The organism is Cytobacillus sp. Bac17 (assembly GCF_024519925.1).
GTDB classification, from domain to species: Bacteria; Bacillota; Bacilli; order Bacillales; family Cytobacillaceae; genus Cytobacillus; species Cytobacillus pseudoceanisediminis.
In genome coordinates this window covers 20929-42002 of the sequence record NZ_JALJRC010000020.1, presented here as the reverse complement: position 1 = coordinate 42002, position 21074 = coordinate 20929, and the positions used below count along the sequence as shown (strand labels likewise).

At 45.1% G+C, this 21074-nt stretch carries 21 protein-coding genes; 7 read left to right on the top strand and 14 right to left on the bottom strand.

Translation table 11 applies throughout. The features are described from left to right. Positions 1 to 96: 96 nt before the first annotated feature. The 3 genes from NR125_RS20130 to NR125_RS20120 all read right to left on the bottom strand — a co-directional run bounded on the left by NR125_RS20130 (position 97) and on the right by NR125_RS20120 (position 1744). Complete coding sequence (locus NR125_RS20130; protein ID WP_251263906.1) at positions 97 to 525, bottom strand: DUF4181 domain-containing protein; 429 nt, start codon at positions 523 to 525, stop codon at positions 97 to 99. A 156-nt stretch (positions 526 to 681) separates the two neighbouring features. After that, positions 682 to 1179: a methylated-DNA--[protein]-cysteine S-methyltransferase gene (locus NR125_RS20125; RefSeq protein ID WP_019379412.1), complete on the bottom strand. Its 498-nt coding sequence runs from the start codon at positions 1177 to 1179 to the stop codon at positions 682 to 684. Beyond that, positions 1169 to 1744: a bifunctional transcriptional activator/DNA repair enzyme AdaA gene (locus tag NR125_RS20120; RefSeq protein ID WP_071158041.1), complete on the bottom strand. Its 576-nt coding sequence runs from the start codon at positions 1742 to 1744 to the stop codon at positions 1169 to 1171. Before NR125_RS20120 ends, NR125_RS20125 begins: the two co-directional genes overlap by 11 nt. 118 nt (positions 1745 to 1862) lie before the next feature. Here NR125_RS20120 and NR125_RS20115 point away from each other — a divergent pair, with 118 nt between their 5' ends. After that, positions 1863 to 2783: a DNA-3-methyladenine glycosylase 2 gene (locus NR125_RS20115; protein WP_071158043.1), complete on the top strand. Its 921-nt coding sequence runs from the start codon at positions 1863 to 1865 to the stop codon at positions 2781 to 2783. A 127-nt stretch (positions 2784 to 2910) separates the two neighbouring features. On the opposite strand, the gene NR125_RS20110 is transcribed toward NR125_RS20115, so the two are convergent. Both NR125_RS20110 and NR125_RS20105 read right to left on the bottom strand, forming a co-directional pair. Beyond that, entirely contained in the window at positions 2911 to 3105 is a 195-nt protein-coding gene (locus NR125_RS20110) for a hypothetical protein (protein WP_071158045.1), read from the bottom strand. 88 nt (positions 3106 to 3193) lie between these two features. Then, positions 3194 to 3802, bottom strand: coding sequence for a YitT family protein (locus tag NR125_RS20105; protein ID WP_019379415.1), 609 nt, complete (start codon positions 3800 to 3802; stop codon positions 3194 to 3196). 78 nt (positions 3803 to 3880) lie between these two features. Between NR125_RS20105 and NR125_RS20100 the strand changes: the two genes are divergently transcribed. Beyond that, positions 3881 to 4390, top strand: coding sequence for a GNAT family N-acetyltransferase (locus tag NR125_RS20100; RefSeq protein ID WP_019379416.1), 510 nt, complete (start codon positions 3881 to 3883; stop codon positions 4388 to 4390). Between the two features lie 75 nt (positions 4391 to 4465). Here the strand turns inward: NR125_RS20100 and NR125_RS20095 are convergent, their stop codons facing one another. Then, positions 4466 to 6355 carry a Xaa-Pro dipeptidyl-peptidase gene (locus tag NR125_RS20095; protein WP_009335172.1) on the bottom strand — a complete coding sequence of 630 codons (1890 nt, stop codon included), beginning with the start codon at positions 6353 to 6355 and terminating at the stop codon, positions 4466 to 4468. A 272-nt stretch (positions 6356 to 6627) separates the two neighbouring features. Then, the gene (locus tag NR125_RS20090) at positions 6628 to 7890 is read right to left on the bottom strand and encodes a YeeE/YedE family protein (protein WP_252245950.1); all 1263 of its coding nucleotides are present in this window, start codon (positions 7888 to 7890) and stop codon (positions 6628 to 6630) included. Positions 7891 to 8059: 169 nt separating this feature from the next. Here NR125_RS20090 and NR125_RS20085 point away from each other — a divergent pair, with 169 nt between their 5' ends. Next, a complete protein-coding gene (locus NR125_RS20085; protein WP_256815979.1) occupies positions 8060 to 9490 on the top strand; it encodes a polysaccharide deacetylase family protein in 1431 nt (476 codons plus the stop codon). A 35-nt stretch (positions 9491 to 9525) separates the two neighbouring features. On the opposite strand, the gene NR125_RS20080 is transcribed toward NR125_RS20085, so the two are convergent. Then, positions 9526 to 10008: a GNAT family N-acetyltransferase gene (locus NR125_RS20080; RefSeq protein ID WP_009335178.1), complete on the bottom strand. Its 483-nt coding sequence runs from the start codon at positions 10006 to 10008 to the stop codon at positions 9526 to 9528. A 187-nt stretch (positions 10009 to 10195) separates the two neighbouring features. Here NR125_RS20080 and NR125_RS20075 point away from each other — a divergent pair, with 187 nt between their 5' ends. From NR125_RS20075 to NR125_RS20065, 3 genes are read left to right on the top strand one after another with little or no spacing between them, the layout of a single operon-like run. Next, complete coding sequence (locus NR125_RS20075) at positions 10196 to 11530, top strand: spore germination protein (RefSeq protein WP_019379419.1); 1335 nt, start codon at positions 10196 to 10198, stop codon at positions 11528 to 11530. Further along, positions 11520 to 12599, top strand: coding sequence for a GerAB/ArcD/ProY family transporter (locus NR125_RS20070; RefSeq protein ID WP_019379420.1), 1080 nt, complete (start codon positions 11520 to 11522; stop codon positions 12597 to 12599). Before NR125_RS20075 ends, NR125_RS20070 begins: the two co-directional genes overlap by 11 nt. Further along, positions 12586 to 13668 carry a Ger(x)C family spore germination protein gene (locus tag NR125_RS20065; RefSeq protein WP_019379421.1) on the top strand — a complete coding sequence of 361 codons (1083 nt, stop codon included), beginning with the start codon at positions 12586 to 12588 and terminating at the stop codon, positions 13666 to 13668. Before NR125_RS20070 ends, NR125_RS20065 begins: the two co-directional genes overlap by 14 nt. A gap of 289 nt (positions 13669 to 13957) precedes the next feature. Here the strand turns inward: NR125_RS20065 and dnaB are convergent, their stop codons facing one another. The 4 genes from dnaB to NR125_RS20045 form a co-directional block, all read right to left on the bottom strand. After that, complete coding sequence (gene dnaB, locus NR125_RS20060; RefSeq protein ID WP_256815977.1) at positions 13958 to 15268, bottom strand: replicative DNA helicase; 1311 nt, start codon at positions 15266 to 15268, stop codon at positions 13958 to 13960. Beyond that, a complete protein-coding gene (locus NR125_RS20055; protein WP_033196444.1) occupies positions 15268 to 15609 on the bottom strand; it encodes a hypothetical protein in 342 nt (113 codons plus the stop codon). The genes dnaB and NR125_RS20055 overlap by 1 nt, the downstream gene beginning before the upstream one ends. Further along, positions 15602 to 16354, bottom strand: coding sequence for a conserved phage C-terminal domain-containing protein (locus NR125_RS20050; RefSeq protein ID WP_256815975.1), 753 nt, complete (start codon positions 16352 to 16354; stop codon positions 15602 to 15604). Before NR125_RS20050 ends, NR125_RS20055 begins: the two co-directional genes overlap by 8 nt. Positions 16355 to 16534: 180 nt before the next feature. Next, complete coding sequence (locus NR125_RS20045) at positions 16535 to 16975, bottom strand: GNAT family N-acetyltransferase (protein ID WP_034297321.1); 441 nt, start codon at positions 16973 to 16975, stop codon at positions 16535 to 16537. Positions 16976 to 17272: 297 nt separating this feature from the next. On the opposite strand from NR125_RS20045, the gene NR125_RS20040 reads away from it, so the two are divergent. Further along, positions 17273 to 19240 carry a M6 family metalloprotease domain-containing protein gene (locus tag NR125_RS20040; RefSeq protein ID WP_256815973.1) on the top strand — a complete coding sequence of 656 codons (1968 nt, stop codon included), beginning with the start codon at positions 17273 to 17275 and terminating at the stop codon, positions 19238 to 19240. Between the two features lie 74 nt (positions 19241 to 19314). Here the strand turns inward: NR125_RS20040 and NR125_RS20035 are convergent, their stop codons facing one another. Both NR125_RS20035 and NR125_RS20030 read right to left on the bottom strand, forming a co-directional pair. Further along, positions 19315 to 19815, bottom strand: a complete 501-nt coding sequence (locus NR125_RS20035) for a hypothetical protein (RefSeq protein ID WP_256815972.1) — start codon at positions 19813 to 19815, stop codon at positions 19315 to 19317. Continuing rightward, positions 19812 to 20438, bottom strand: a complete 627-nt coding sequence (locus tag NR125_RS20030; RefSeq protein ID WP_009335191.1) for a DUF5957 family protein — start codon at positions 20436 to 20438, stop codon at positions 19812 to 19814. The genes NR125_RS20035 and NR125_RS20030 overlap by 4 nt, the downstream gene beginning before the upstream one ends. Between the last annotated feature and the right edge of the window lie 636 nt (positions 20439 to 21074).

The window sequence follows — 21074 nt, the reverse complement described above, 5'->3', positions numbered from 1 at the left end:
TAAATAAAGTTAACCAAAAGCAATAGATTAGGTCTTATTCATTTTCTATTATTTCCTATTCTTTTTCAAAAATTTGCTGACGCCTGTTTAGCAGCTCTACAGCATCCAGAAAAAGTCAGTCTTAATAACAATGAATAACAAAAATAAAACAAAGGCCAGGTGGAAAATCGTTACAAGATAAGCCTTGCGATTTTCTGCATATTTCCACTCCATAAAAGCTCGGGCCGTTTCGGAAAGAACAATAAAAACAATCAGCAGAACCGCTGGCTCCAAATACCATATAAATTCCATCGGGTACCGCTTCATGTTAATAACATATCCGGTCAAGAGGGTAACTAAAAAACCAATCCGAATGGTCCAATCCACCTTTTTATGTTTATCATTGATATGGTTATAAGAAAAAAATTTCTTCTTCTCCACTTTCAGCCATTTTCTTAAACCCAATTCGAAAGAATAGATTAATACTCCAACAATCGTTATTAAAAGTAAAAGCTTTGGCCAGAACATGGGATCAATTACATACATCTTTTTCTCCTCCTCTGCCTTTACGCGTACGCTGCGTTCACTTACCTTTTTCTACGGTTACTGGAGGAAAAAGTTCCCATTACTGTCATTGCAGAATCCAATTAAACGCCCAAGTTGGTTAAAGCAAATTAAAAATAGCCGAAGAGGACCATCTCTTCAGCCTTGTTTCTCCAATTCAAGTAAATGATGCTTCATTTCTATGCCTCCGCGATAGCCGGTTATCGCTCCATTTTTTCCAATGACACGATGGCATGGGACCGCGATTAACAGCGGATTGGCACCGATTGCTTTCCCTGCTGCCCGGACTGCCTGCGGCCTGTTTATTTTCTCTGCGATGTCCGAATAGGAGACAGTTTTACCGTAAGGAATCTGAGTTAATGCCTCCCAGACTTCCTCTTGAAACGGAGTGCCTTTCACATCCAGGTCCATTGAAAAAATTTGTCTTTTCCCGAGAAGAAATTCCTGTAATTCCATCATGTATGGCTGCAGTGCTGCTTTATTTTCTACAAGCACTGCAGCTGGAATATATTTTTTCAGTGACCTTTCAAAATCCTTAAACTCCGGGTCAGAGCCTATATAGCAGAGACCTTTTTCTGTTCTAGCGAGATACAGGCTCCACTCACCTTCCTGCATGTTCGCCCATTCAATGTTCATTCTTCCGCTCCTCCCTTGTTTTGTTTCGATATGCTGCAGGTGTTGTGCCCAGCTTCTTTTTAAATAAAGAGATAAAATAAGGGGTGCTGGGGAATCCTGCTGATGCACCGACATCGGCTATCGATTGCTCACCTGCCTCCAGCATATGAACGGCTTTTTCAAGCCGGATATCCTGAATATACTCTGTGGGCGACTTCCCGGTAACCCGTTTGAACACCCGCTGCAGATGATAGGGACTTCCATGAAACAAGTCCCCCAATTGATGCAATGTAATCGGGGCGCAATAATGCTGATCGATCCACACAGTTATTTGCTTAATCCATTCTTCTGCAGGCAGGCTGAGCCCTTCCGGTTTGCAGCGCTTGCACGGTCTGAAATTTTCCGCCAGTGCTTGAGCGGCATTTTGAAAAATAGCGACATTGCCGATATTCGGGACTCTCGACCGGCACGATGGCCTGCAGAATATCCCTGTCGTTTTAACACCATAAAGAAAAAGATCATCATAGGATTTGTCGCAATCCTTTATCGCGTTCCAATATTCTTCCGGAATCTGTTCATAAGCCACCTGCGCTCACCTCTGCTAAAAAGTATACACAAAAAATGTTATCATCAGCGATTTCCTAAATATAAACGCAAGATAACGTAATCCTGAGGATTTACAATAAAGAAAAGGAGGAATCCAAATGAGCTCTCATACTGTTAATTGGAAAGAGGATGAAAATGGCCTGGTCCTTTTCACTCCGCATGAATTCAGCTTTTCCGAAAACCTGCGATACTTATCAAGATCGGCAAACGAATGCCTTTATGAGATTTCCGGCGAGACCATTAGACGTGCCCTTTCCTTTGGGAAGGATAAGCTGCTGCTTGAAATAAGTGGTGAGTCAGATCAGTTCCTATCCGTCAGTATTCATAAGCCTGTCACGCATCAATTGAAAGCAGAAATTGCGGCATATGTTCATGATTGGTTCGACCTTGGAGCAAATCTGAACCCATTTTATGAGATGGCACAAACAGATCCCTTGCTGCAAAAGCCCGCGGAGCAATTTTTCGGGCTCAGAGTGATGGGAATTCCCGACTTATTCGAGGCTCTTGCGTGGGGAATCCTGGGGCAGCAGATCAACCTTACATACGCATATACACTAAAACGGCGGCTCGTTGAAAAATATGGGGAGTGCCTGGAATACGGCGGGAGCAGATACTGGCTCTTTCCCGCAGCGAAAACGATTGCCGGGTTAACCATCGAAGATCTGGCCGACTTAAAAATGACCGTTAAAAAATGCGAATATCTCATTGATGTGGCAAGCTTAATTGCAAATGGCAAGCTTTCAAAAGAGGACTTGCTGAAAGAGGGAAATGTAAAAGCTGCAGAAAAAAAGCTAACGAGAATACGCGGGATCGGCCCATGGACCGCCCATTATGTCCTCATGCGGTGCCTGCGCTTCCCGAATGCTTTTCCAATCGATGATGTCGGCCTTCATAACGCAATCAAAGGGATCACAGGCTCTGAAAGAAAACCGGCCAAATCGGAAATCTTGAATTATTCGGCTGCATGGAAGAATTGGGAAGCGTATGCTACTTTTTATTTGTGGAGAGTATTATATTAAATTATTTTCACCATGACATCTTTGAAAAGCTAATGTGGAGCGGAGTGGCCGATAAAATGAAAATCCGTCCAATATCCATAACATCTTGGCCGATAGATCTGGTAGAGGACAGGTTCCCCTGTCCTTTCTATGTCAGAAAAAAATATAGTGGTGTCATCACAAGAAATAAAGCCTGAAAAAAGCATCCGCCGGCACAGCCAAGACAGCCCTCATCCGCCAGCTGCTCCCCTGCTTCATACGTATTCTCGCCTACATCCCAGCCATTATCCTCTTCTTCATTATTCTTCTTGCTATTCTCCTTATCTTCTTGCAGCTGAATCATTGTATCCCCGCTTTCCTGTTATTAACCTGGAATAGTAGTAAATTATTTTTTTTCCATTAAAAAGAAAAGGCCTGCACGGCCCTTTCTTTTAGTAATGAATTTTATATTTCTCCGCAAGGATTTTTATATCAACCTTGTAAATAAGATCAATCATCCGCGTCCCAATCATCTGGCAGATCACCGCATAAACAATAACCTTCCAGTCCACGACAACCCCTGTAAGCAAAAGCAGACTGCCATTTATGTAAAATAACGTCCGTCCCGGCGCACTTCCCCTTGCTTTGGAAATGATTAACGCGAGGATATCCATGCCTCCTGACGAAGCGCCCATCCGGAATAAAATGCCGACTCCTGCTCCAAAGACTACCGCTCCAAGCAAAAGATCCAGGAGAACCGAATTCAGCGGTTCCGTTATGTATGGTGTCAGAGAATCAATCGTAACCGAAGTAACCGAAACACAAAACAGCGTCCAAATCACACTGCTTTTCCCGAGCCATTTGGCCGCTGCCAGCAGCAGGCCCGCATTCAAAACCCACAATGTCACCGAATAGGGCGTGTCCAATAGATAATTGAATAAAACCGCCAGACTTGCCGCACCGCCGGACGGGATAAAATGCGGAAACAAGAAAAAGGTCATCGCGATCCCCTGGATGCTGGCGGCCATTCCCAAAATCAAAGATTTATAGAGTACATGCATGACAAAAACTCCTAACGTTTTTCCTTACTCTATCTTATAATATTTTCATAGAAGAGAAAACCGCACGAGGTGAATAGAATGACCATTCCTTTTGAAACGGATCGGCTCCTGCTCCGGACCATGCAGGCCGATGACCTGGATGCAGTTTATGAGATTTGGGGCAGCCCGGAGGTAATGAAATACTGCGGCGGCGCCAGCACAAAAAGCCAAATCCAGCGCTCCATCAAATTTTACCGGCGGCTGCAGAATGAAAAAGGCTACTCTGTTTATACTGTTTTGCTAAAAGAAAACTCCTCCATCATCGGGGTTTGCGGGTTTAATCCGGCAGAAAATGAACACGAAGCCGAGCTCCTCTATCATTTTAATCAGCTTTGCTGGGGAAAGGGATATGCAGCTGAAGCTGCCGCTGCATGCGTGGCCGCTTTAAGGAAAAATGGCCCGAACGTCCGGAAAATAATCGCGGCTGTGGATCCGGCCAACCCTGCATCCGGAAAAGTGCTCAGGAAAATCGGCATGACTGCGGCCGGAATGAAATGGTTTGAAGATACACAGCAGGAAGAACTTTGTTATGAAATGGAACTTGCGTAAACAATTATCCTTCTTATTTTGCTGAGAAAAAAAAAACGAGTCTGCTCTTGCTGCAGACCCGCCTCTTCTATTCTATTAAAATCCAACTGCCTTTTTTCCGCCCACAACAGGCAGGCTGATATAACTTTGCCCAAGCTTTACTTCAAACGTGGCCCCTGTTGTTGATGGAATCGTACGTCTTCGATCGCTTCCAGCGATAATGATGCCGATTCGGTGACCTTCCTTAAATACGTAGTCTTCAGGCAATACATCCCATTCAAACTTATAGCTCTTGCCTACTTTTAAAGGGTCATCCTTCTCAATCGTTTTCCAGTTCTGCGGATCAAACCATCCTCTTGTCACGACTTCATATGGTGCTGTGTGAGTGGTTTTTTCTGTTTCTTTGTAACATCCATCATCTGTTGAAATACTTTCTCCCCAACAGCTTTCTGTATTCAGAGTTCGGACTCCCTCTCCCGGGCCTTCATGATGAATGCGGGTATCCTCTCCATAATCGACAATGAGAACTGTCAAATTAGAGTCTTCTTTATTGACCTTTGCCCGAAGTGAAATTTCAGGTATGCCGCTCAAACGGACATCTTCTTCAAGCTGTGGAGATAAAAATGCCAGGCGGTCGCTTTTGACAGCCGTTTCATTGGTTACCATCTGCTGCTCGGTTTGTGTTGGGTTATCTGTAAAGGATTGCTGAAAATTCCCCTTTACAGGCCCTGTGGTCAGCATGCCATTTGTCTGATCATTCTCGCCTGGCGCTAATCGTATTTTAACATTTGCCGCATTTTGATCCGGCCATGAGGACTGGGTTTCCCAATTATCCGCACCTCTTTCAATATCAACGGCAGGCTCGTCCATAATGCCATTCTCGATATCCATCAGCCAGTAGTCGAACCAGCGATGCAGTGTATCAACCCACTCTGCTCTGCGGAAGTCAAATGGATCGACATGGCCAGTTTGGGTGAGCCAAAGTTTTCTCGGAACCTCTTCTTTGGATAGGGCTAACCACCAATCCGCGAGGTGATTCATTTTCACATTGAAATCATTTAATCCATGGACAGCAAACACACTTGCTTTTACATTTTTTACGTCCTTAACGTAATTTCTTTCATCCCAGAACTCATTATAATCTCCTGATGGATCATCCGCTTCCGCATTCAAGCGATCGAACACGGGCTTACAGACATCTTTGCGGGAGCTGCTGGCAACTCTGCTGGCCAAGCCTCCTGGTCCGTTGTTGTAATATGTAAGTCCCTCATAGCGGTAATAATTGTACCAGCTGCTAATGGCTCCAATTGGAACAATTGTCTTTAAGCCTTCTACGCCTGTAGCCGCTACCCCATTAGCCAGCGTGCCATCATAGGACTTTCCGATCATTCCGACATTCCCGGTTGTCCAGTCTGCTTTCACTTCATTATTATCTTGATCCCAAGCTTTTGCCCTGCCATTCATCCAGTCAATCACGACCCGGATGCTTTCAATTTCCTCATATCCGCCTGTTGTCGGGCAGCCATCCGAATTGTTCGTTCCAACCATCTCTGGCAAAGCGACTGCATACCCTCTTGGAACAAAATAATTATCATAAAATAGAGGAAACTTCTCATTAATGCCATCCTTGTCCCGGTCTTTCACTTCACTTTCATTTCCACGCCCCATGCTTTCATAATATGGACTCGCATCCATGATTACGGGAACCTTCAGGCCTTCTTCTGTTTCCTTCGGACGGATGATATCCACAGCAATCCTATCTGCTTTTCCGTTTTCATCCGAATCAAGTGTGGATTCGACATACACAGTCTCACGAATCGCCTCCTCATATGAATAGATTGGCTGAGACTTTACATCCTCAATTTGTGCTGTCTGTACCGGTTTTTCTTTCGCTGCTGCATTTCCGGGTGTGTAGGCAAGTGATGATAGAGTCATAGAAATGACAGCTAACACAGCTGCAGGTCTGAGAAGTTTTTTCTTTTTCATATAATCCCTCCTCTACTATTTGCCACTCATTATATTTCGAGTATGGAAATATTAATAGATTACTTTTTCCTAAAATTCAATATTTTTCAAAAAATGTTACTTAGTTACTAATAGTAGGAAAGTCTGGGGAATAGCGGGATTCCTATCAACGGAACGGTAAAAGACTAGTCGGGGATTTCCAGGTGCAGCTGGAGAGTAATCATTTATGGCAGCAGAAACTAATTACTTTGCAAAAAAAAAACTGGCACTCATTGAGAGTGCCAGGCTTTCCATTAACAAACCGAATCAGTAGATTTCGGGTTCTTCAATCCAAACAGCGGACGGATGAACAGCGCCACGCCCGTTCCAAGCATGGCCATGATGGCCCATACCCAGCCGTGCAGGCTGAAAGATGCGATTCCGCCGAAGTAAGCGCCGATGTTGCAGCCGAATGCAAGGCGGGAACCATATCCCATCAGCAGTCCGCCGACAATCGCAGCACCGGCAACACCAGGCTTGATTTTCCCAGGCTTGAACGTTCCCTGTAATGCCGCTGAAATAAAGGCACCCAGGATGATGCCGAAGTTCATAACGCTTGTAGAATCAGCAAGAACGGTATTTTTTAGTGCGGCTAAGTTCGGTTCAGTCGCAAAATAACCCCATGATGTTACGTCAATGCCCATTGCCATCAATGTTTTACCGCCCCATAATGCGAATGCGGATGTGATGCCCCAAGGCGTTCCACGCACAGTCAGAGTCAGTGCATTCAGCAATGCCAACACAATCGCTGCTGCAAACAATGGCCAGGATCCTCTCAGGATTTTTTTCCATCCGGCTGTTGTAGGCAAAGCTTTCATCATTGGTGCTTTTCGCTTTTTCGCGATTTGCAGAGTTACCCAATAGATTAATGCAAATAGAGCAAGCTGCAGAACCAATGCTCCGCCGTAGCCGAGTCCCGTAGATGTAGCCAGGGAGATTGGCGGCAATGCCGGTGTTTCTTCCATCCAGAATGAGAAGTGGTACGCCCCGATCGTGGAACCAGCGATGAAAGAAATCAGTGTCAGAATCATCGAGGATTGTCCTCCGCCTACCGAATACAAAGTACCGGACGCACAGCCATTCCCAAGCTGCATCCCGATCCCAAAAATAAATGAACCAAACAGGACGCTAACTCCTACAGGAGACACATATCCTTTAGGCTCGATTCCTGTAAAACTAAAGCCAGTGCTTAAAATAACCGCAAATAGGGCTGAAGCAACTGCCAGCATCAGCATATGCGCCTGCAGCCCCTGCCCGTTTCCGACGCTTGCGAAGCGCCTGAATGCAGATGTGAAGCCGAAGCGGGCATGAAGCAAGGTCATGCCGAGTGCAATTCCAATAATAAATAGAACTCCCTGTGTCATGTTCGCTGCATTTATAATGGAAATGAACAAAATGATAGCTGCAAGAACGCCAGCTGCAACAAAAGGCTTTTGAATTGGATTTAAGTTTGAAACAACTGTTGTTGGTGCTGAAACCCATGATTTGCTTTTAACTTCTACTTGAGCCAACCTCATTCACTCCTTTTCTTATCTTTTTAGTCGGATTAAAGTGTTATTTTATACTATATTTTTTTAAAAGTAAATGGTGAATTTTTCACAAGACCGATGATTTTCCCTTTTTCACCTGATATAATTATATATTTGGAGAGTCATAATTTTACAGACAGGAAAGGAAAGGATATCATTGCTTAAGCGGTTAAAATGGCCATCATGGGCATTATTTTGCATCTTCATTGCAGGCATCTATTATTTCATCAGCTCTGGAGCTGACACCAGCCTGCAGGCTTTTTCCAGAACAGAAACCACTTCCCCGGCAGCTTTCCCCGGATTAAACCTTGAAACCCGGACAAAGGAAACGAAATCTTATACCCTTGCGATCAGTACTCCGATCACTGAAATTGAGAATTTGAACAAACCCATGAAAGAATGGATTCAGGCGCAGGAAATGGAATTCCTGGAACTTGTGAAGGCAAACCGGCAGGTGCTGGACAGTGAAGAATTCCGTGCCCATCTTAATATCAAGGCGGAGCCGAAAAAAGTCTCCGATACCATGTACACCCTAGTATTTGAAGCCTACCAGTACACAGGCGGCGCAAATGGGCAGGCTGCGGTCAAAACGTTCACTATCGACCTTGCGAATCAGAAAATGGTACATCTTGCCGATGTGATTCGTATGGATGAGGAGTCCCTGGCGACTCTCAGGCCGTTGATAAAAAAACAAATGGGCGAGAAAGAAGAACTCCAGGACTATCTGTTTGAGGACCTGCTTGACGAAGCGCTGGAAAATCCGTCGAGCTGGAAATGGGCACTGAGCGGCAAGAATTTCACCCTTTATTTTAACGAATATGAAATTGCGGCCGGTGCAGCCGGAGCGGTCAAAGTGAAAATTCCAATCGAACAGATCCGTCCCCTCTTAAAGGATGAAATCGCCCAGCACTTGAAGCTCCCTGACATTCAGCTTCCTGAACCGGAAGTCAAGGAACCAGAAGCGGCTCCGCTGGATCCAAACGGCAAGTATATTGCCCTTACCTTTGATGATGGGCCACACCCGAAAGTCACACCGCTTATTCTGGATATTCTAAAAAAACATAACGCAAAGGCTACCTTTTATATGCTTGGCAGCCAGGCACAATTCTATCCTGCCCTCGCAAGCCAAGTGGCTGAAGAAGGTCATGAAATCGGAAATCACAGTGACAGCCATGCGGACCTTTCATCCCTCGGTGAAATCGAAATCCGCAAAGAAATGGAAGAAGCCAGCACCAAAATCAAAGAAGCAAGCGGCCAGCTTCCAGCAACCGTCCGCCCGCCTTATGGGGCCATGAATGAAGATGTGAAAAAAATTGCCGGAATGGCCCATACACCGCTTATTCTATGGTCGGTCGATTCACTGGACTGGAAAACACTTAATGCCTCGGCTATTCAAAAAATCGTGAAGGCCAATGCAGTGCCAGGCGCAATCGTTTTGATGCACGATATCCATAAGCCAACTGCTGAAGCACTTCCAGACCTGCTGACCTATCTTGAAAAAGAAGGCTACGAATTCATTACCGTCTCCCAGCTTCTCTCCTTGCAGGAGCAGGAAGTGACCGGTACGTTCTTTGGAAAACGGCAGTAATCATTCAACAAGACGCTCAGGAAATTCCTGGGCGTTTAGTTTTTGTCGTTCCTGCTCGAAGATGCGCCAGTATCCTTTTCATATAACTTAATGGAATCCCCGCTCGCCCCGTACACCTCTCCGCTATGTGTCCAGCCGTATTTTTCATAATACCCTTGCAAATCCGTCTGGAGATGGAGCTTCTTAAATCCAAGCTTCGCCGCTTCTTCAATAGCATGATCAAGCAGCCGGGCGCCAAGCTTCTTTCCCCTGCTGCTGGGATCAACGTACAGACATGCCAGCCACGGATGCAAATCCTGCCGGCTATTGAGGTCATTGCGGATTAACGCATACGTGCCTATGATTTCTTCATTCTCGATCCCAACATAAAACCTCGGGATGCCGTCCCCCGATTTCCCTGAATGGATCATGCAATCCTCATAAAAGCGGAAGTTTTGCTCATTCCCCCACTGTTCCCAGAAAAATTGGACTGCGCCCTCAACTAAATGCGGATGTTCGTGAACTGCGATAATTTTCATTTAACTTCCCCCCCCCCACATTAACTATTCCTCTCGAGTTTTGATAATTCCTGGCTGAACTCTTGTTCAAAGACGAAAGATACCTCTTTAGCCGAGGTTTAAAACGCCAGATAAAGTTTATAGGAATAAAATTTTCCAGCAAGCGAAACTTAATAATATTTATGTCTTTATAAAGGGGTAACCCGCAATGGATCGATTTGTTATTGAAATAAAAGCAGAGCTTGGAAACAATGGCGATTTTCATCTTCAAAGGGACTATCTTGCGGATGCTGCCGTGATGCTGATGGGATTTAATACACTCATTGATTTTATCAAAACGAGAACGGTGCTTCACAAGCATGCGGAGAGCATCCTTTCGCAGAATCAGCCTTCTGAGGATTTATGGCGGGCCATAGGGGAAGTGATTGAAGGCGATGTCCGGAAAGCCATTTCATCCATATATGAAGGCAAACTGATTATCCATTTTGAAAACACCTCCCGTTTTATCATTATGGAGCCTGTACCTGCTATGCTCGATCGTTCGATTGATACGCCAACAAATGAAAATGTTATTAAAGGAGCATTGGATTCGTTTACAGAAGGTATTGATGCCAATATCGGCATCGTCCGAAAACTGGTGAACTCGGAGGAAATTAGAATCGATTCTTTTTCGGCCGGACACAGCCGCAAAAACAAACTTTCCTTGCTTTATATAGACGGCCAAGCGGATATGGATCTAGTTAATAGCATACGTGATAATATTAAAAAAAATATCCAAATGGAAGCATGTGATCTTCAGGGGCTGGCTAAAATGCTGGGGTTTCCATCATGGAATGCTATATCAAAGTTTAATACGACCGAGCTGCCCCATCATGCGGTTCAGAATCTGAGAAAGGGAAAAGTGGTTCTATTCGTGGATCGCTTGCCTTTTGCGCTCATTCTTCCAAGTCTGTTCTGGGATATGTTTGCTATTGAAAATGACCGGAATTTTCCCCTGCCCCTCATGTTAGCCATTCGGTTAATTAGAATCATCGGCATTTTAATCACGCTGATAACACCAGGGCTGTATGTGGCTCTGGTTTCCGTAAACCCTGAAGTCTTGCAGCTCCAGCTTGCTTTATCAGTTGCCCAAAGCCGTGAAGGAGTTCCCTACCCGGCATTGGTGGAAATTTTCTTCATGCTGCTTATTCTGGAATTAATCCTGGAAGCCAGTGTAAGGCTGCCTAAATCCATTGGCCCCACCATTACCATGGTCGGGGGAATTATCCTGGGACAGGCTGCCGTGGAAGCGAAATTAGTCAGCAACCTGCTGATCATCATTCTAGCCGCCACTACCATTGCCAACTCAACCATCGTCGGCTTTCAAAATTCTGTTTCCATTCGGCTGTTCAAATATGCCATTGTGGTCCTGGCAGCAATTTTTGGCATTTTAGGACTGGTTGCCGGTTTGGTTTTCGTAGGCGCTTACCTGGCAAGCCTCAATACTTATGGCAAGTCCTATCTCTACTTAAATTTAAAAGGGAATGAGAGCAATGGCGGATAAAAGTTTGCATGTCATGCTGATGTACGTCATCAGTCATTTGGGCCTTATTTTCTTTATGTATCCCGGCAATGTTATTTCAAGCACAGAGCAGGGCCATTGGCTTCCTGTTCTGGTCGGTGTGGTCATTCATTTCATTTTTATTACTATTTATATGAAGGGGCTAAGCTATTTTCCGAAAAAAGACATCATTCGCATCTATGCAGGAATCGGAAAAGGGACAGCTATCCTTTTTATTGCCCCTGTTTTCTTATATTTCTGCATGATTTTATTGATAACACTCCGGGCTTATTCAGAAATTATTACGATTGTCTTTTTATCAAACACACCATTATGGGCCATCATGCTATTATTGATATCCATTTCGACCTATATAGCAGCCAAAGGAGCCGAAACCATTTTTCGCACCGGTCTTCTTCTATCCCTTTTGTTTCTTCCCATCATTATCTTTATTTTCTTCACTTCTTTTCAAAACGTGGATTGGAGGTACGTGGTTCCTTTAGATGCAGATTTCGGATTTATTATAAAACGAACATATTTGGAAAGCTTTTTTGCTTTCTCCGGAGGCTTTTTGTTTCTGGGTTTTGTTCAGCCTTATTTCTCCTATAACAGAAAATATATATTATGGGCCGCTGCCTTCCTTATTCCCTTTTTCCTTTTTTCAGTCTATATTCCCGTGCTGACTTTTGGGCAGGCCACCTCAGCCACAACCTTCCTTCCATATGTTGTGGCCGTGGACGCCATCAATATTAATTGGCTGATGTTCGACAGGGTCACGATGTTTTTTCTATTGAGCCTCATCTCCTTTATCATGCTTTACCTTGCCCTTGTGTCCTGGAAGACAATCCGTATCTTAACTCATTACCTTCCTTCCATTAAACCGGTAAAATTGTTGCTAGCCCTATCTGCCGCAGTCTATCTTTCATGTTTCTTCATCCAGGACTGGAAGGATGTCGAGAAATTATTTTGGTGGAATACGTTTCTGAGGTTTTACATTTTGATTGCAGTCCCATTTTCAATCTTTTTCTTTGGACGCCGCATAAAGAGGAAGGGTAAAAATGAAACCAATTAATCTAAAATCTAAAGCCCCTATTACGGTCTGTCTGCTTCTGGCAATGATGACTTTAACCGGCTGCTGGGACATTAGGGATATCAATCACCGGACACTCCCCGTTGTCCTTGGCATTTCTACAGATGAAGATGGCAAATACAAGGTATTCTTGAAAATCGTTGAGCCCATCGAAGATAATTTGGAAGTGAAAGTCGTTACCGGAACTGGAGAAACTATCTCCCACGCCGTCGATGTGATCAGCCGAAACATGGAGACCAGCGTAGACCTGCTTCATGTAAAAGTAATCATGATTGAGCGTAAAACGGCTGAGGAAGGCATGAAGGACATTATTGCCGGTTTCATGAGATCCCGGGAAGTTTCACCCAAAGTGCTAATCGCCATTTGTGACCAGAACATGGATGAGTTTTTTTCAATACTTACAGAATCAAAGGAGCTTCACGGAACCAACATGTTCGATTACTTCGAAAAAAATGCAGGCTGGAATCCGGAAATTGCCCTTACAAGGATATGGGAAGTCTACCGAAGCATTCATTCCTATACACGCGATGTAGCCATCCCCCTGTTAATGACAGGAGAAACGACAACTTACAAGCAAGTTGGCTCTGCCGTTATCAAAAACGGAAAGATGGTAGAGCAGATCAGCAATGACGAAACCCTGCTATTCAATGCATTTAATAATGAAAGCACCCATGGACAAATCGAAGTCCTGGATCACGCAAGTGTCATGATCATCGGCAACTCCATGGACCAGCATATTGAATTGACTGATAAACAGCCGTTTTTGGAAAGCCGAATAAACCTGAAGGTTGTCGTCCTCGAAACACGGGGCAAAACATCCAGTGCCATGATCAAGAAAGAATTAAGCCATCTCCTGTCAGGCCGATTCAGCAGCATGTTAGCCAAACTCCAGGAAAGCGAAGCAGATATTCTGGGCTTGGGACAATTGTATCGCACTAAAATCGATCGAAACGAGCTAAAAAACTGGAGATCCATTTACTATCCAAATTTGAAATCTGATATCCAATTTCAGATAGACATTCAAAATGAAGGGTATTTAAAAACAACCTGATGGGACAGTGAACCTGTCCCTTTTCCGGTTACGCGTTTAATAAGTGTGACAATTAATTGTGCTTGATGCCGGTTTGCTTTATTTGAGGATACCTTTCAGCTCGATTAGTTCCGTTCATTATCAATTTTTCATTGCGAAGGGAACGATTTCACCCAATTCGTGCGCTCCATTTTTCCGCACAAGGGGTATGATTCCACCTCATTCGTGCCCCTCATCAACAACTTCCCCACCCAAAGGACGATTCCCTTATTCGTCCCGCTCACAACTCTCTTCCCTAAAAAGCAGCAGCTCACCCAAACTCCCCCGGCGGCAAATCCCCAAATTTCCCTATTTCCTTCATAAAAGCCAATCTTACTGTCCCAATCGGTCCATTCCGCTGTTTGGCGAGAATGATCTCAATTGTATCCTTGCGGTCGGATTCCTTATGGTAATAATCATCTCGGTACAAAAACGCAATCACATCCGCATCCTGCTCAATCTGCCCGCTTTCCCGCAAATCTGAAAGCAGCGGCCGCTTGTCCTGCCTGCTTTCCACACCCCTGCTAAGCTGAGACAAGGCAATGACTGCTACATTCAAATCCCTTGCCATTGTCTTCAGCTTCCGGCTGATCTCGCTTATTTCCGCCTGGCGGTTCTGATGCCTGGGATCACCCGCAATCAGCTGCAGATAATCAATCACCACCAGTATCCGTTTACCCTCGCTGTACTTCCTGCGAGCTTTCCGGACCTTGGACCAGATGTACTGAATATCCATTCCCGCCTGATCGAAAATATGCAGATTCACCTCGCCGAACGCTCCCATCACACCGGATAAATGAGCCCAGTCTCCATCATTAAAATACCGCTTCGGGTTCCTCATTTTAATCGAACTGATCTCCCCTTTGCAGCTGATCATCCTTTTCAGGAGCTGCTTTTTGGACATTTCCAGTGAAAATATAAGGGCCGCTTCCTGATCAGCCGCGTTCAAGGCCATATTCAGAGCAAAGGCTGTTTTCCCGACACTTGGCCTCGCTCCGACAATGACCAAATCAGACTCCTGAAACCCGCCGGTCAGCCTGTCCAGGTTCCTAAAACCAGACGGAATCCCAGTCATTTCGCCAAGATCCATTTCCGCCTCCCCGTAAAGCTCAACCAAAGCAGGCATGATCTCGCCCAAGTCATCATCCCCAAGATGATCCTCAACCTGCATGAGATCATGGATGCCATCCCTCAAAGTGGAGGCAATGTCACCATTCTGTGCATGTTCCTGAATCCGCCCCGCAATTTCTACCGCCTTGCGCTTCTGGTAATATTCAAGAACCGTGTCCTGATAAAATGTAAAGTTCGCCACAGTCGGCACACTTCCGGCAAGCTGGGTGATATAGCTGATTCCACCAATGCTCTCAAGATTGTGCTGGCCCGCTTCCTCCACAACCGAAATCACGTCAACAGGCTTCCCCTTCGCATCAAGCTGCAGAATAAGCGACATCAGCCGTTTTAGTCTGGCCAAATAAAAGTGTTCCGGCCGCAGCGTGCAATCTTTAATAAGCCCATCCTCCAAAAACAGCGCTCCCACTGTCGCCTCTTCTGCTTCCTGGCTGTAAAGCCCGTACCCCTGCATCAGACTTCCCCCCTGACTATGCCGAGAATCTGCCGCATTTTCGCCAGTTCAGCCTGAACCACTTCCTCGCTTGCCGGCTTCCAGGAAATCGGAACAATAAAGGCCGAATCCCTACAATCTGGAATCGCTCTCGAAACAGCCGCAGACTTTCGCATCAGATCCGAAATCTTCGGAGGATAAGGTGACACCTCCACATGCTGAAGCAAATTCTGCCGCAGGTCTTCAACCTCATGATGCCGCAGCACCTCATGCCAGTAATCAATTTTTTGCTGATTCACCTCAAACTGCTCGTAATAAACGGCAATCAGCGCAAGCAGCGTATACGTCTCCCGTTTAGTCATCAAGGTTAAAATCCTCCTCCCGCATCCGCTTACCAAGCGGCTTTTGATTCAGGTACGATTCAAAGCGGGTGCCAAACAGCGTCTCCGGTCTCAGGAACTTCCTCCAATACGGATCATGCAGCCATTCCTCCGACTTCAGGTCGATCATTTTTTTAAAATCCTCGAGCCTGAATCCCTCCAGCCACCGTGCCCGGATCAGCTTCTTCGTTTTCTTCGAGCCTGTCCGGTATGCTGAATGGGTTTGGCTGTTCAGGTATTCGATAACCGCAGCATAAGCAATATCTTTTTTCTCTGTTGCAGTCTCTGCAGTAGTCTCTGGTATTGGTTGTTCCGACCCGGCATCCTCCATAGGGCGTTCTGGCTGGCTCGACAGTTCCATCTGACTGGTTCCAGATGCCAGAAAGTACTCTTGGCAGCCCTCCACCTCAGCAGCAAGCTTCTCATAATCAATCGTGTACCATTTTGTCTTATCCATCTTTGAAAAATTAAAATTCCCCGATATCAAAAAGCCTTGATCTTCAAGCGAGCGAATCGTCCGCTTAATGGTTGTCTCAGACCAAAATGTCATTTGCTTTTTCCAATCTTTATATGTATTAAAAATCCAGGTTCGTTCTTCTATTACATGCTTGCTGTTCAACAGCCAATAATGGATCTGCTGAAGCATCACAGCTTCATTGAAACCAATCTTTTCTGCCAAAGAAGGCAGAATCAAAATTGGATTCTCCTTCACCAAAAGTTTGCTCATCTTAACCCCTCCACCCGTTTTTTGTTTTTGCACCGTCCGCAAATTCTTTTTGGAATTACGATTAGATCACACTTATAAAATCGAAATTAACCATTAAAAAAGGCAGGGTTTATAAATATTTTTAATTAATTATGAAGATTTCGTGAACAAACAAATAAAGGCTGCCCATTTTCGGCAGCCTCAAGTATGTAATCGTTTCTCCAGCACTATCTTATGCAATCCTTTTACATCCGTATAAGTTTCAATCACATCAAATCCATGCTTAATATTTAAAATCAGCATGCTTCGCCATTTGTTCATCGTCTTCGTCCTGACCACTTTATAGCCCTTTTCTTTTAGGTATCCGTGCTGCTTTTCCATCAGCATGGAAGCAATCCCACTTTTCCTGTAATTAGGGGCCACCCCGCCAAGCCAGCTATAAAACGTATCCTCATCAATGGCATACCCCATTTTATACCCGATCACCCTTTCTCCATCCATAGCCGTCAGCACCAGTAATTGGGGTTTGCTTTTCATTTTGCTCACCAAATCATCAGAATCACCGAATATGTTTTTATGAAGTTCTAAGATTCCATTTAATATGCCAGCATCTGGCATCGTGCAAAAGATAGTTATTTTCATTTGTGCCTCCAGCTTTTATCAATGATATATATATTTTTTCAACCAAATTCTCACCAGACCTTCTTTCTATGTAAAATTTCTCAAATTCTTCCCCGCTATTTTTTTAGGTTAGCAACTCTATTAACTAAAGAATACCCCTGCTTCCAGCAGGACCTTTTCGACAAATTTCGGGAGGTGACAAGCACCAATTTTAGGACTTCTCTATCATTTTGAATATTTTAAATATTTTATATTTTTAAAAACGAAATAAAATTGTATAATTTACCAGAATGCTAGAATTAAGGGAGGCGAATTAAGTTGAGGCAATTGAAAAGGTCTTTTATCATGCTAGTTACATTTCTTTTACTGACAGTCTCTTCTGCAGCATATGCAGAAAAGCCAGGTCTCGAAGACTTCCCGGATCCTGCAGATGCGCAGTCATGGGAACTTCCTGAAAATATGACCTGGGAAGATTACCGGCCAGTTCCGGGAATTGACTGGCGCACGGCTGATATTGAACCTGAAAGAGTATTAAGGGGAGCACTTGTTATTGTCGATTTTCCTGACAGGGAGTTTATTTTAAGTCAGCCTGAAGGTTCTGAAGTAGCAGGCAACCCCATTGGCACCGGCAATATCCCACGGGATGAAATCGGCCAGTTCTGGGTGGATTTCCTGAACAAACCGCAGCCATTGAATAATTACCGGACCATAAATGAATATTGGAGAGAAAATTCGTATGGCAAATGGGCTGTAGAACTGGATTCATTTGGAACTTATCGGATGGATCACAATGAATTCCAATACGGACTTAACGAGTTTGGACAGCAAGGCAATATGCCAGGAGAGTACGAAGCAAAAAATTTAAGAACTGAAGCTATGGAGAAGGCGAAAGCTGATATTGCAGCTTCAGGAAAGAATTATGATTTTACCTTCATCCTGCATGCCGGATATGATGAGTCAGGTGTCTGGCAGGAGTTTGGGGAAATGATGTTCCAAACCGCAGAGGATGTAGCAAAGGAATTCGGCCCGCCTTTTGAAGGGTTCCCTAATTCCGCCAATACACGCTATGTTCCCTGGACTTCATGGCTTGCTGCGAAAAGCATCTGGTCAAGTGCCAGCCGAGGGGTTTCGATCCAAGGCGAAAATGATGGAATGGGCACCTTCGCTCATGAATTTGGCCATATTATGAATTTAGGGGATAACTACAACAATCCATATGGAGAGCCTGTATCCCGCTCCTATTCCGGACCTTGGGAATTAATGAGCCGCGGAAGCTTTAATGGGCCTGCAGGGCCGCATACGCGCTGGATGGTACTCCCTACTCTAGGCGGGTCAGCGCCGTCCCATCATATGCTCCGGAACAAGATCAAGCAAGGCTTCTTATCGGAAGACCAATACCTGAACATCAGCCGGGGAGAATTGGCTGAATCCGGACCTGTGTTTGCGGATATCCTTGCACGTGCCGTACCCGCTGGTGAAGAATTTGGCCGTAGTGCCCTTCACGGCATTAACATCAGCATGGAGGATCTGACTCCGAAAAACTCGCTTGAGGACGACTGGCGTGCTGATATGCAGCGCGGGGAAAAATGGTATAACAACTATACTGTTGAAGTTGTTGACCGAGTAGGATTCGACTCTTTCACTCCAGATTCCGGCGTTCTTCTTGCAAAGACAAAAAATTCTGAATCAGCACCGAACATTTGGGTCATTGACTCGCATGCGGAAGATATTAACCAGGTTGACTTTAAACGTCCTGACGGAACAGAAGCCATGTATTCCAAAGGGGATTACAGGCAGCTTTCCGATTCCCTCTTTAAGGCAGGTACTGCAGATGGTGTTGTCAGCGAATATAAGGACGAGCATAACCGGCTTCACTTTTACATTTTAGATAAAAAGCTCGATAATCAAGGGGCACTCTCCTATCGAGTCGCTGTACGACATATGGATGACTCCGGCTCGTCTATGAGGGGAGTTGCTGCAGAGAACAGCAAAGTCCAATTTGCCGCTCCTGGCAGGGTTGCAGCCTATTATTTCAAGGTAACCAATACGGGCAATGCAGCGGATCTTATCCGCCTCAATGCAAAGACAGAAGCTGGATGGGAGCTCATGCTCGAGCATAATGTCATTGAAGTGCAAGCCGGCGAAACCGTGGAAGTTCCCGTTTACGTGAAAATTCCAAAAACCAAGCCTGTTCCGACAAACCTTACATTTACAAGTACATCTGAAACAGATCCCGCCAAAAAAGATACTGCTGCACGACGGGTTGGTCCAGGGGCAGGGAAATAATCTATGGGGGGACACTCTTTAGTGTCTCCATCTAAATGAAAAGGGACAGGCCCCGCCTGTCCCTTTTCATTTGCCTACTCACTATAACGCAATCTGCACTGATAAAATTTCAAAAAACCGACAAACACCATGATTGCCCCGAACGTGTTGCATGCAACCCTTATCCAATTGATCATCAGAAATTCACGCGCTGTCTGTTTCAGAAATTGAACTGAATGGACAGTCTGCCCCTCAATAAACATAATTTCGTTTCTCGGCCATTCAAACACCATGGATATGACACCTAGCAGAATCATGACAAGGATACTTCCCAGAACCCAGTTACGGGCAACTTTCATTTTCCAAACCAGGAGCAGCGCCCCGGCTCCAGTGACCCAGCTTGCAAAACCGAGCGGCGGGAAAAAGGTATGGGGACTTGCGGCCTCCATAAAATCCATCGATACTTCAAACGATTTCGGGATGTTATGAAAGATATTCGGATAAACCATGAACACCTCCAATAAAAAGGCACCCAGCATAATGAACGTGATCCATAAATACGCAGCCATAAAGAAAAATGTCAGTTTTTGTTTCATTCCTTTTCCTCCTCCATTTTGCGTCTCTTTTTTAACTGCCAAACCGGCAGAAGCACTGCGGAGCATGCAGCCAGAAAGAACGGCAGAAATTTAATGCCCATTGGTTTATCGAATAAAATCAAGCCAAAAATCCCGATTAAATTGGACAAAATGACGCCCGCCGTTAATCCGCCGGCTGCACCTGCCAATGCCCAAATCAGCATCCCTTTGTTCTTTTCTTTTGAGTGGCCTGCCTCCCGATGCCCCTTCAAGACCTTCCAAACCGCTGCCGCGCCTGCCCCCAGCAGCAGAACCCCCGCAATCGGGTGAAAAGCACCCAGCCAGCCGACTCTCCAGCCCATGTTTGCCGTGAAATACATGGCAAACAGCAGCAGGAAAATGACCATGATCTCCTTATAGATCAGCGTGAAAAACCCTCCTGCCAGCGCAGTTATGATCATCAGCACTGGAATGGCATAGCCAAACATATGCACAAAAAGTTTATGGGCGGCCCACTTGGATGGATCCTCAAAAATCGACATGCCCGCCAGAAAAAATTGAATCAGCAGGCAGCCCAGATAAATCATACCCAGTCCTATATAACTATTTTCAGCCAATGTTCTTTTTGGCAATTTCTCCTTCATTTCGTTCCCTCCCCGCTCTTTTCTTGAATGTTGAACTTTATGAAACACTCATGGCGACCATTTTCAGCCCTACTCTTGATTTTTGGGCTTTATGATGCACTCATGGCGACCGTTTTCGGCCTTCTCATCGAATTTTCGGCTTCATGAAGCCTTCATGGCGACCATTTTCAGCCCTACTCTCGATTTTTGGGCTTCATGATGCACTCATGGCTACCGTTTTCGGCCTTCTCATCGATTTTTCGGCTTCATGAAGCGTTCGTGGCGACCATTTTCAGCCCTACTCTCAATTTTTGGGCTTTATGATGCACTCATGGCGACCGTTTTTGGTCTTCTCCTCGAATTTTCGGCTTCATGAAGCGTTCATGGCGACCCTTTTCAGCCCTACTCTCGATTTTTGGGCTTCATGATGCACTCATGGCGACCGTTTTCGGCCTTCTCATCGATTTTTCGGCTTCATGAAGCCTCCATGGCGACCATTTTCGGCCTTCTCCTCGAATTTTCGGCTTCAAGAAGCTTCATGGCGACCAGATTTCCTTTACAAAACCTATTCTAAGCGGGGGTTCTAACATCACTCTTATCAATTTCTTACAAAAATATTAAATCCGGGAATATAAAAAGAACGCATAGAAATCTATA